Source organism: Streptomyces sp. NBC_01197 (assembly GCF_036010505.1).
GTDB lineage: Bacteria > Actinomycetota > Actinomycetes > Streptomycetales > Streptomycetaceae > Streptomyces.
The window spans coordinates 6006262-6017350 of record NZ_CP108569.1; the positions used below are offsets into that span (position 1 = coordinate 6006262).

Annotated in this window: 10 protein-coding genes; all 10 read left to right on the forward strand. The window is 69.1% G+C overall.

What is annotated here, in order from left to right; all coding sequences use genetic code 11:
* Positions 1 to 34: 34 nt before the first annotated feature.
* Positions 35 to 2062: an excinuclease ABC subunit UvrC gene (uvrC, locus tag OG452_RS27570; RefSeq protein WP_327298260.1), complete on the forward strand. Its 2028-nt coding sequence runs from the start codon at positions 35 to 37 to the stop codon at positions 2060 to 2062.
* Positions 2055 to 2999 carry an RNase adapter RapZ gene (rapZ, locus tag OG452_RS27575; RefSeq protein ID WP_327298261.1) on the forward strand — a complete coding sequence of 315 codons (945 nt, stop codon included), beginning with the start codon at positions 2055 to 2057 and terminating at the stop codon, positions 2997 to 2999. Before uvrC ends, rapZ begins: the two co-directional genes overlap by 8 nt.
* The gene (locus OG452_RS27580; RefSeq protein WP_327298262.1) at positions 2996 to 4024 is read left to right on the forward strand and encodes a gluconeogenesis factor YvcK family protein; all 1029 of its coding nucleotides are present in this window, start codon (positions 2996 to 2998) and stop codon (positions 4022 to 4024) included. The genes rapZ and OG452_RS27580 overlap by 4 nt, the downstream gene beginning before the upstream one ends.
* Positions 4015 to 5004 carry a DNA-binding protein WhiA gene (gene whiA, locus OG452_RS27585; RefSeq protein ID WP_266858127.1) on the forward strand — a complete coding sequence of 330 codons (990 nt, stop codon included), beginning with the start codon at positions 4015 to 4017 and terminating at the stop codon, positions 5002 to 5004. Before OG452_RS27580 ends, whiA begins: the two co-directional genes overlap by 10 nt.
* Before the next feature lie 311 nt (positions 5005 to 5315).
* The gene (gene gap, locus OG452_RS27590; RefSeq protein WP_327298263.1) at positions 5316 to 6320 is read left to right on the forward strand and encodes a type I glyceraldehyde-3-phosphate dehydrogenase; all 1005 of its coding nucleotides are present in this window, start codon (positions 5316 to 5318) and stop codon (positions 6318 to 6320) included.
* 107 nt (positions 6321 to 6427) lie between these two features.
* Complete coding sequence (locus OG452_RS27595; RefSeq protein ID WP_327298264.1) at positions 6428 to 7639, forward strand: phosphoglycerate kinase; 1212 nt, start codon at positions 6428 to 6430, stop codon at positions 7637 to 7639.
* Between the two features lie 17 nt (positions 7640 to 7656).
* Positions 7657 to 8433, forward strand: a complete 777-nt coding sequence (tpiA, locus tag OG452_RS27600; protein ID WP_327299806.1) for a triose-phosphate isomerase — start codon at positions 7657 to 7659, stop codon at positions 8431 to 8433.
* Positions 8434 to 8538: 105 nt separating this feature from the next.
* Positions 8539 to 8775, forward strand: coding sequence for a preprotein translocase subunit SecG (gene secG, locus OG452_RS27605; protein WP_327298265.1), 237 nt, complete (start codon positions 8539 to 8541; stop codon positions 8773 to 8775).
* 133 nt (positions 8776 to 8908) lie between these two features.
* Positions 8909 to 9244, forward strand: coding sequence for an RNA polymerase-binding protein RbpA (locus tag OG452_RS27610; protein ID WP_327298266.1), 336 nt, complete (start codon positions 8909 to 8911; stop codon positions 9242 to 9244).
* Between the two features lie 185 nt (positions 9245 to 9429).
* On the forward strand, positions 9430 to 11085 hold the full coding sequence (gene pgi, locus OG452_RS27615; protein WP_327299807.1) for a glucose-6-phosphate isomerase: 1656 nt from the start codon (positions 9430 to 9432) through the stop codon (positions 11083 to 11085).
* Positions 11086 to 11089 lie beyond the last annotated feature (4 nt).

Genomic DNA, 11089 nt, shown 5'->3' on the forward strand with positions numbered 1-11089 from the left:
CGCGCTGTCAGTCACCGCCAGTAGGGTGGGAGACATGGCAGACCCCTCCAGTTACCGCCCCAAGCCGGGACAGATCCCCGACTCCCCGGGGGTCTACAAATTCCGCGACGAGCACCGCCGGGTGATCTACGTCGGGAAAGCGAAGAGCCTGCGCCCACGCCTGTCCTCGTACTTCCAGGACCTGGCCAATCTCCACCCGCGCACCCGCACGATGGTCACCACGGCCGCCTCCGTGGAGTGGACGGTGGTCTCCACCGAGGTCGAGGCGCTCCAGCTCGAATACTCCTGGATCAAGGAATTCGACCCCCGTTTCAACGTCAAGTACCGCGACGACAAGAGCTATCCGTCCCTCGCGGTGACGATGAACGAGGAGTTCCCCCGGGTGCAGGTGATGCGTGGTCCCAAGAAGAAGGGCGTGCGCTACTTCGGCCCCTACGGCCACGCCTGGGCCATCCGCGAGACCGTCGACCTGATGCTCCGGGTCTTCCCCGTACGCACCTGCTCCGCCGGGGTGTTCAAACGATCCGCGCAGATCGGCCGTCCCTGCCTCCTCGGCTACATCGGCAAGTGCTCGGCGCCCTGCGTGGGCCGCGTCACCCCCGAGGAGCACCGCGAACTCGCCGAGGAGTTCTGCGACTTCATGGCCGGCCGCACCGGCACGTACATACGCCGTATCGAGCAGGAGATGCGGGACGCGGCGGAGGAGATGGAGTACGAGAAGGCCGCCAGGCTCCGCGACGACATAGAGGCGCTCAAGCGCGCCCTGGAGAAGAACGCGGTGGTCTTCAACGACGCCACCGACGCCGACCTGATCGCGGTCGCCGAGGACGAGCTGGAGGCGGCCGTCCAGATCTTCCACGTCCGGGGCGGCCGGGTCCGCGGCCAGCGCGGCTGGGTGACCGACAAGGTCGAGGCCGTGGAGACCTCCGGCCTCGTCGGGCACGCGCTCCAGCAGCTGTACGGCGAGGAGAAGGGCGAGGGCGTGCCCAAGGAGGTGCTGGTCCCGGCCCTCCCGGAGCAGGCCGACGCCGTCTCCCAGTGGCTCGCGGACCGCCGCGGTTCGCATGTCTCGCTGCGTATCCCGCAGCGCGGCGACAAGAAGGACCTGATGGCGACCGTCCAGCGCAACGCCCAGCAGGCGCTGGTGCTGCACAAGACGAAGCGCGCTTCCGACCTCACCACCCGTTCCCGGGCCCTGGAGGAGATCGCCGCCGCGCTCGGTCTCGACAGCGCGCCGCTGCGGATCGAGTGCTACGACATCTCGCACCTCCAGGGCGACGACGTGGTGGCCTCGATGGTGGTCTTCGAGGACGGTCTGGTCCGCAAGGGCGAGTACCGCCGCTTCCAGATCAAGGGGTTCGAGGGCCAGGACGACGTCCGGTCCATGCACGAGGTGATCAACCGGCGCTTCCGGCGGTACCTCCAGGAGAAGGAGCGGACGGGGGAGTGGACCGAGGAGCAGGCCGCCGGGGCCGTCGAGGAGGACGGCCGCCCCAAGCGGTTCGCGTACCCGCCCCAGCTGGTGGTGGTCGACGGCGGCCGGCCCCAGGTGGCGGCCGCGAAGCGCGCTCTCGACGAGCTGGGCATCGACGACATCGCGGTCTGCGGTCTCGCCAAGCGGCTGGAGGAGGTATGGCTGCCCGATGACGAGGACCCGGTGGTCCTGCCCCGGTCCAGCGAGGGGCTCTACCTCCTCCAGCGGGTGCGTGACGAAGCCCACCGCTTCGCCATCACCTATCAGCGCGCCAAGCGGGCCAAGCGCTTCAAGGCGGGGCCGCTCGACTCCGTCGCCGGTCTGGGCGACACCAGGAAACAGGCCCTGATCAAGCACTTCGGCTCGGTCAAGAAGCTGAAACAGGCCACAATCGAGCAGATCTGCGAAGTGCCCGGGATAGGCCGCAGGACGGCCGAGTCGGTGGCCGTGGCGCTCGCACGGACGGCCCCGGCCGCCCCTGCCGTGAACACGGCAACAGGAGAGATCATTGAAGACCACCGGGAAACCGAAGACCACGGGGAAACCGAAGACCACGGGGAAGACGACGGGGGCGACACAGATGAGTGACGAGCAGGAACGGGACGGAGCAGACGTGAGTACGGGCAGTGCGGGCACGGGCACACCGGCCGAGACCACGGACGCAGCCATTCCGGAGCTGGTGATCATCTCCGGGATGTCCGGCGCCGGACGCTCCACCGCGGCGAAGTGTCTGGAGGACCTGGGCTGGTTCGTCGTCGACAACCTCCCGCCCGCGCTGATCCCCACCATGGTGGAGCTCGGCGCCCGCTCACAGGGCAACGTGGCCCGTATCGCCGTTGTCGTCGACGTACGCGGCCGCCGGTTCTTCGACAATCTGCGCCAGTCCCTCGCGGACCTGGCCGCCAAGCAGGTCACCCGGCGGATCGTCTTCCTCGAGTCGTCCGACGACGCGCTGGTGCGCCGCTTCGAATCGGTCCGCAGACCGCACCCGCTCCAGGGGGACGGCCGGATCACCGACGGCATCGCCGCCGAGCGTGACCTGCTGCGCGAGCTGCGCGGCGACGCCGACCTGGTGATCGACACCTCCAGCCTCAACGTGCACGAACTGCGGGCCAAGATGGACGCCCAGTTCGCCGGCGACGAGGAGCCCGAGCTGCGGGCGACCGTGATGTCCTTCGGCTACAAGTACGGGCTCCCCGTCGACGCGGACCTCGTCGTCGACTGCCGGTTCCTGCCCAATCCGCACTGGGTCCCCGAGCTCCGCCCCTTCACCGGCCTCAACGAGGAGGTGTCCGCGTACGTCTTCAACCAGCCGGGCGCCAAGGAGTTCCTCAACCAGTACAGCGAGCTGCTCCAGATCATCGCCACCGGCTACCGCCGGGAGGGCAAGCGGTACGTGACCATCGCCGTCGGCTGTACCGGCGGCAAGCACCGCTCGGTGGCGATGTCCGAGAAGCTCGCCGCCCGGCTGGCGTCGGAAGGGATCGAGACGGTGCTCGTGCACCGGGACATGGGGCGCGAGTGACAGGCCGCAGCACCGCCAAGCTGCGGCGCGTACGGCTGGTACCGGGCCGGATCAGGCGCGGTACCCAGCCGAAGGTCGTCGCACTGGGCGGCGGGAGGGGGCTCTCCGCCTCGCTCGCCGCGCTGCGCCGCATCACCGGGGATCTGACCGCCGTGGTCACGGTCGCCGACGACGGCGGCTCCAGCGGCCGGCTCCGTGAGGAGCTGGGCGTGCTGCCGCCCGGCGACCTGCGCAAGGCGCTCGCCGCGCTCTGCGGGGACGACGACTGGGGGCAGACCTGGGCCCGCGTGATCCAGCACCGCTTCCAGTCCAAGGGCGAACTGCACGAGCACGCGGTCGGCAATCTGCTGATCGTCGCCCTGTGGGAGCAGCTCGGCGACCATGTGCAGGCCCTGGACCTGGTCGGCAAGCTGCTCGGCGCGCACGGCAGGGTGCTGCCGATGTCCGCGGTGCCGCTGGAGCTCCAGGCGCTGGTCCGCGGCCACGACCCGGCCCGCCCGGACGACGTCGACACGGTCCGCGGCCAGGCCACGGTTGCCCTCACCCCCGGCGAGGTGCAGTCCGTGCACCTGGTGCCGAACGACCCGCCGGCCGTCCCGGAGGCCGTCGCCGCGGTCCTCGACGCGGACTGGGTGGTCCTCGGCCCCGGCTCCTGGTTCTCCTCCGTGATCCCGCACCTGCTGGTGCCCGAACTGCTCGACGCGCTGGTCGAGACGAAGGCGCGCAAGGTGCTCTCGCTCAATCTCGCGCCGCAACCCGGTGAAACCGATGGCTTCTCACCGCAGCGTCATTTGGAGGTTTTGGCCCGACACGCCCCTAAACTCGCCCTGGACGTGGTGCTTGCCGACGAGGCCGCCGTGCCCGACCGCGCGAGTCTCGCCGAAGCCGCCAAAGGGCTCGGCGCGGCGGTCGAGCTGGCGCCCGTGGCCTCGCCCGACGGCTCCCCTACCCACGACAGGGAGCTGCTGGCCGCCGCGTACGACCGTATTTTTCGGATGCATGGAAGGATCGGCCCATGGCGATGACGGCAGCGGTGAAGGACGAAGTCTCCCGGCTCCCCGTCACCCGGACCTGCTGCAGGAAGGCGGAGGTTTCGGCGATTCTTCGGTTCGCCGGCGGGCTGCACCTGGTGAGCGGACGGATTGTGATCGAGGCGGAACTGGACACCGCCATGGCGGCGCGCAGGCTCAAGCGGGACATCCTGGAGATCTTCGGGCACAACTCGGAACTGATCGTGATGGCCCCCGGCGGGCTGCGCAGAGGCAGCCGCTATGTCGTACGGGTCGTGGCGGGCGGCGATCAGCTGGCACGCCAGACCGGCCTGGTGGACGGCCGCGGCCGCCCCATCCGCGGGCTGCCCCCGCAGGTGGTCTCGGGGGCCACCTGTGACGCCGAGGCGGCCTGGCGCGGGGCCTTCCTCGCGCACGGCTCGCTCACCGAGCCGGGCCGCTCCTCATCGCTCGAGGTGACCTGCCCCGGGCCCGAGGCGGCGCTGGCCCTGGTGGGCGCGGCGCGCAGGCTGCAGATCGCCTCCAAGGCCCGTGAGGTCCGCGGTGTGGACCGGGTCGTCGTCCGGGACGGGGACGCGATCGGCGCCCTGCTCACCCGGCTCGGCGCGCACGAGTCCGTCCTGGCGTGGGAGGAGCGGCGGATGCGCCGTGAGGTCCGCGCCACCGCCAACCGCCTCGCCAACTTCGACGACGCCAACCTCCGCCGCTCGGCACGGGCCGCGGTCGCCGCCGGGGCCAGGGTGGGCCGTGCGCTGGAGATCCTCGCCGACGAGGTGCCCGAGCACCTCGCGGCGGCCGGCCGGCTGCGGATGGAGCACAAGCAGGCGTCGCTGGAGGAGCTCGGCGCGCTCGCCGACCCGCCGCTGACCAAGGACGCCGTCGCGGGCCGGATCCGCCGGCTGCTCGCCATGGCCGACAAGCGGGCGCAGGATCTGGGCATCCCCGGTACGGAGTCCACGCTGTCCGAGGAGATGGACGACAGCCTGGTCGGCTGAACCGCCGGAACCGGCGGAAGCTCCTCCCGCTGCGTTCCCGCGTTCCGGAAGTGATTCCGGAAGTGGCCGACCCGGAACGCCCCCAGCGTCCAACCCGTCGGTGCCGGTGCCCATATGGGTACCGGCACCGACGTATGAGCCGGTGAATGTACTGGTGGGTAGGGGTGCCGGTGCCGGATGTCAAATTCCGTACGGGCCTGTTCGATATGACCCTGGGGGCTTTCGAGAGGTAGGGTCGGAAGCGGTCGGGGACATCCCATACATCTCGCCGTGGCGTCGAAACCCGGCGTACCAACGAGGAGATCGAGTTCGTGACGATCCGCGTAGGCATCAACGGCTTTGGCCGCATCGGTCGTAACTACTTCCGCGCGCTGCTGGAGCAGGGTGCTGACATCGAGATCGTGGCTGTCAACGACCTGGGTGACACCGCGACCACCGCGCATCTGCTGAAGTACGACACGATTCTGGGCCGTCTCAAGGCCGAGGTCACGCACACCGCAGACACCATCACCGTTGACGGTCACACCATCAAGGTGCTGTCCGAGCGCAACCCGGCCGACATCCCCTGGGGTCAGCTGGGCGTCGACATCGTGATCGAGTCGACCGGCTTCTTCACGAAGAAGGCCGACGCCGAGAAGCACATCGCCGGCGGCGCCAAGAAGGTCCTCATCTCGGCTCCGGCCAAGGGCGAGGACATCACCATCGTGATGGGCGTCAACCAGGACAAGTACGACGCGGCCAAGCACAACGTCATCTCCAACGCCTCCTGCACCACCAACTGTGTGGCGCCGATGGCCAAGGTTCTCCTGGAGAACTTCGGCATCGTCAAGGGCATGATGACGACGGTCCACGCGTACACCAACGACCAGCGCATCCTGGACTACCCGCACTCGGACCTGCGCCGCGCCCGCGCCGCCGCCGAGAACATCATTCCGACCACCACGGGTGCCGCCAAGGCCACCGCGCTGGTCATCCCGGAGCTCGAGGGCAAGCTCGACGGCATCGCGATGCGCGTCCCGGTCCCCACCGGCTCCGTGACCGACCTGGTCGTCGAGCTGGAGCGCGAGGTCACCAAGGACGAGGTCAACGCCGCGTTCCAGAAGGCCGCCGAGGGCCAGCTCAAGGGCCTCCTCGACTACACCGAGGACCCGATCGTCTCCTCGGACATCGTCAACTGGCCGGCGTCCTGCACCTTCGACTCGTCCCTGACCATGGTCCAGGGCAAGAGCGTCAAGGTCATCGGCTGGTACGACAACGAGTGGGGCTACTCCAACCGCCTGGTCGACCTGACCGTCTTTGTCGGCAACCAGCTCTGAGCACGGGCCGGTAGGCAACTCGATGTGAGCACGGGGCCCGGACTGCGCGACGAAGCGCGGTCCGGGCCCCGTGGCCTGTCCAGATCGTCCAAGGAGTCCAGGAACCCATGAAGACCATCGACGAACTTCTCGCCGAAGGGGTCGCGGGCAAGCGGGTATTCGTCCGTGCCGACCTCAATGTGCCGCTCTCCGGCACCACCATCACCGACGACGGCCGGATCCGTGCCGTCCAGCCGACGGTGGCCAAGCTCGCGGAGGCCGGCGCCCGTGTCGTCGTCGCCTCGCACCTGGGCCGCCCCAAGGGCGCCCCGGACCCGGCGTTCTCACTGGCGCCCGCCGCGGCGCGCCTCGGTGAACTCCTCGGCGCCGACGTCGCGTTCGCGACCGACACGGTCGGCGAGTCCGCGAGGGCCACGGTCGCCGCCCTCAGCGACGGCCAGGTCGCCGTCATCGAGAACCTCCGCTTCAACGCGGGTGAGACCTCGAAGGACGACGCCGAGCGCGGCGCCTTCGCCGACCGGCTCGCCGAGCTGGCCGATGTCTACGTCGGCGACGGCTTCGGCGCCGTACACCGCAAGCACGCCTCGGTCTACGACCTCCCGGCGCGCCTGCCGCACGCCGCCGGCTACCTCATCGCCACCGAGGTCGGCGTCCTGAAGAAGCTGACCTCCGACGTCAAGCGCCCGTACGCCGTGGTGCTCGGCGGCGCCAAGGTCTCCGACAAGCTCGGTGTCATCGACCACCTCCTCGATCGGGCCGACCGCATCCTCATCGGCGGCGGCATGGCGTACACCTTCCTCAAGGCCCAGGGCCACGAGGTCGGCAGCTCCCTCCTCCAGGAGGACCAGATCCCGGTGGTCCGCGAATACCTGGAGCGCGCCAAGGCCAAGGGCGTGGAGTTCGTGCTCCCGGTCGACGTCGTGGTCTCCGCGGAGTTCCCCGACCTCAAGGCGAAGGCGCCGACGCACCCGGAGACGGTTCCCGCGGACGCGATCCCGGCCGGGCGGATGGGCCTGGACAACGGCCCCGAGACCAACAAGCTCTACGCATCGAAGCTCGCCGACGCGGCCACCGTCTTCTGGAACGGCCCGATGGGCGTCTTCGAGCACCCCGACTACGCCGACGGCACCCGCGCCGTCGCGCAGGCACTCCTCGACAGCTCGGCCTTCACGGTCGTCGGCGGCGGCGACTCAGCCGCCGCGGTCCGCATCCTGGGCTTCGACGAGAACAAGTTCGGACACATCTCGACCGGTGGCGGCGCCAGCCTCGAATACCTTGAGGGCAAGACGCTTCCCGGCCTCGCCGCACTGGAGAACTGACAAACCTCATGACAAATCTGAGCACCCGCACCCCGCTGATGGCGGGCAACTGGAAGATGAACCTCAACCACCTGGAGGCCATCGCACACGTCCAGAAGCTCTCCTTCGCGCTCGCCGACAAGGACTACGACGCCGTCGAGGTGGCGGTCCTGCCGCCCTTCGTCGATCTGCGCTCCGTCCAGACCCTCGTGGACGGCGACAAGATCAAGATCAAGTACGGCGCCCAGGACATCTCGGCGCACGACTCCGGCGCGTACACCGGTGAGATCTCCGGGCCGATGCTGGCCAAGCTGAAGTGCTCCTACGTGGCCGTCGGGCACAGCGAGCGCCGCCAGTACCACGCCGAGACCGACGAGCTCTGCAACGCCAAGGTCAAGGCCGCCTACCGGCACGGCATCACGCCGATCCTCTGCGTCGGCGAGGGCCTGGACGTCCGCAAGGCCGGCCAGCAGGTCGAGTACACGCTGAAGCAGCTCGACGGCGGGCTCAAGGACATCCCCGCCGACGAGGCCGAGTCGATCGTGATCGCGTACGAGCCGGTATGGGCCATCGGCACCGGCGAGGTCGCCACCCCCGAGGACGCCCAGGAGGTCTGCGGGGCGATCCGCGGCCGGCTGGCCGAGCTGTACTCGCAGGAGCTGGCCGACAAGGTCCGCATCCAGTACGGCGGCTCCGTCAAGTCCGGGAACGTCGCCGCGATCATGGCGCAGCCCGATGTGGACGGTGCGCTGATCGGCGGCGCCGCCCTCGACGCCGACGAGTTCGTCAAGATCGTCCGGTTCCGCGACCAGTGAGTATGCGCTAGCGCGGATCCGTCGTACCCTTGCGGGGCCGAGACGGCTGGCAGCAGCCGTCCGGCCCCTTCGTCCGTTTTGAGTTCCGAGGAAGTTGGTCCAGCCGTGATTCTGGGGTTCTCGATCGCCCTGATCGTCTTCAGCCTGCTGCTGATGCTGCTGGTGCTGATGCACAAGGGGAAGGGCGGCGGCCTCTCCGACATGTTCGGTGGCGGCATGCAGTCGTCCGTCGGCGGCTCCTCGGTCGCCGAGCGCAACCTCGACCGCATCACCGTGGTGCTCGGCCTGCTCTGGTTCGCGTGCATCGTCGTGCTCGGCCTGCTGATGAAGCTGAAGAACTGACCGTCGGTATCCGCGTTCTCTCCGCGTGTTGCCCGCGTTTCGGTGCGGGGGTGTAACTCCAATCACTGGACGCGCGTTGGGCCTTACGTAGACTGGGGCATCTTCGAGCACCATCACGCAGGGAGTTACGACCGTGGCAAGTGGCAACGCGATCCGGGGAAGCCGGGTCGGAGCGGGGCCGATGGGGGAGGCCGAGCGGGGCGAGTCCGCACCGCGCCTCCGCATCTCCTTCTGGTGCTCGAACGGGCACGAGACGCAGCCGAGCTTCGCCCACGACGCGCAGGTTCCGGAGACCTGGGACTGCCAGCGCTGTGGGTTCCCGGCCGGTCAGGACAGCGACAACCCCCCGGATCCGCCGCGCACCGAGCCGTACAAGACCCACCTCGCCTACGTACGCGAGCGGCGCAGCGACGAGGACGGTGAGGCGATCCTCGCCGAGGCCCTCGCGAAGCTGCGGGGCGAAATCTGACAGCGTGAATGCCGGCCGGAACCCACTCGGGTGTCCGGCCGGACTGCGTGGTAGCCGCCGCCCGGCCGTGCCCGCGACGGCCCGTGGGCCGGGAGCGCTTGTCGCGGCGCTCGCCCGCCGGATCAATTAGGTTGGACGGAGCGGGGCAGGTACGCAGGTACGAGAAGAATGGACTGATGTCCGAGATGAACGCAGAAGGCCGTACCAGGCTCAACCAGATGCCAGAGTGGACCGCTCTGGGCAAGCACCGGGCGCAGCTGGGCGACACGCGTCTGCGGGAGCTGTTCGACAAGGATCCGGAGCGCGGGCGCACGTACACCCTCCGGGCGGGCGACCTGTATCTCGACTACTCCAAGCACCTGGTGACCGGCCAGACGCTCGGCCTGCTCCGTGAGCTGGCCGCTGCCGCCGGGGTGGCCGGGCTGCGTGACGCGATGTTCCGCGGCGAGAAGATCAACACGACTGAGGACCGCGCGGTACTGCACACCGCGCTCCGCGCCCCGCGCGGAGCGGTCGTCGAGGTGGACGGCGAGAACGTCGTGCCCGCCGTGCACGCCGTGCTCGACAAGATGGCCGCCTTCTCCGGCAAGGTCAGGTCGGGGGAGTGGACCGGCCACACCGGCAAGCGCATCAGGACCGTCGTCAACATCGGCATCGGCGGCTCGGACCTGGGCCCCGCGATGGCGTACGAGGCGCTGCGCTCGTTCACCGACCGCAACCTCCAGTTCCGTTTCGTCTCGAACGTCGACGGAGCCGATCTGCACGAGGCCGTAAGGGACTTGGACCCGGCGGAGACGCTTTTCATCATCGCCTCCAAGACCTTCACCACCGTCGAGACCATCACCAACGCGACCTCCGCGCGCAACTGGCTGCTGACGAATCTGCGGGCCGGTCAGGACGCGGTGGCCAAGCACTTCGTGGCGCTGTCGACGAACGCGGAGAAGGTCGCGGACTTCGGTATCGACACGGCCAACATGTTCGAGTTCTGGGACTGGGTCGGCGGGCGGTACTCCTACGACTCGGCGATCGGGCTCTCGCTGATGATCGCGATCGGCCCGGAGCGCTTCCGGGAGATGCTCGACGGCTTCCACCAGATCGACGAGCACTTCCGCACCGCGCCGCCCGAGGAGAACATCCCGCTCCTGCTCGGCCTGCTGGGCGTCTGGTACGGCGCGTTCTTCGACGCCCAGTCGCACGCGGTCCTGCCGTACTCGCACTACCTCTCCAAGTTCACCGCGTACCTCCAGCAGCTGGACATGGAGTCCAACGGCAAGTCCGTGGACCGGGACGGCAACCCGGTCGACTGGCAGACGGGGCCCGTGGTCTGGGGGACGCCGGGCACCAACGGCCAGCACGCGTACTACCAGTTGCTGCACCAGGGCACCAAGGTCGTTCCGGCGGACTTCATCGGTTTCGCCAAGCCCGTCGATGACCTGACGGCGGGCCTGGCGGGCCAGCACGACCTCCTGATGGCGAACTTCTTCGCCCAGACCCAGGCCCTGGCGTTCGGCAAGACGCCCGAGGAGGTACGGGCCGAGGGTGTCGCCGATGAGCTGGTCCCGCACAAGACGTTCCGCGGCAACCACCCGACGTCCACGATCCTCGCCGACGCGCTCACCCCGTCCGTCCTGGGCCAGCTGATCGCGCTCTACGAGCACAAGGTCTTCGTCCAGGGCGCCATCTGGAACATCGACTCCTTCGACCAGTGGGGCGTCGAGCTGGGCAAGGTGCTCGCCAAGAAGGTCGAGTCCGTCATCACCGGCGGCAGGGGCGGCGCGGACCTGGACAGCTCCACCGCCACGCTGGTCGACACCTACCGTGCGCTGCGGGCCAAGGAGTAGCGGC

Excerpts from the sequence above, each read along its gene's own strand:
- uvrC (WP_327298260.1), top strand. The coding sequence starts at position 35 with ATGGCAGACCCCTCCAGTTACCGCCCCAAGCCGGGACAGATCCCCGAC.
- rapZ (WP_327298261.1), top strand. The coding sequence starts at position 2,055 with ATGAGTGACGAGCAGGAACGGGACGGAGCAGACGTGAGTACGGGCAGT.
- whiA (WP_266858127.1), top strand. The coding sequence starts at position 4,015 with ATGGCGATGACGGCAGCGGTGAAGGACGAAGTCTCCCGGCTCCCCGTC.
- OG452_RS27595 (WP_327298264.1), top strand. The coding sequence starts at position 6,428 with ATGAAGACCATCGACGAACTTCTCGCCGAAGGGGTCGCGGGCAAGCGG.
- pgi (WP_327299807.1), top strand. The coding sequence starts at position 9,430 with ATGAACGCAGAAGGCCGTACCAGGCTCAACCAGATGCCAGAGTGGACC.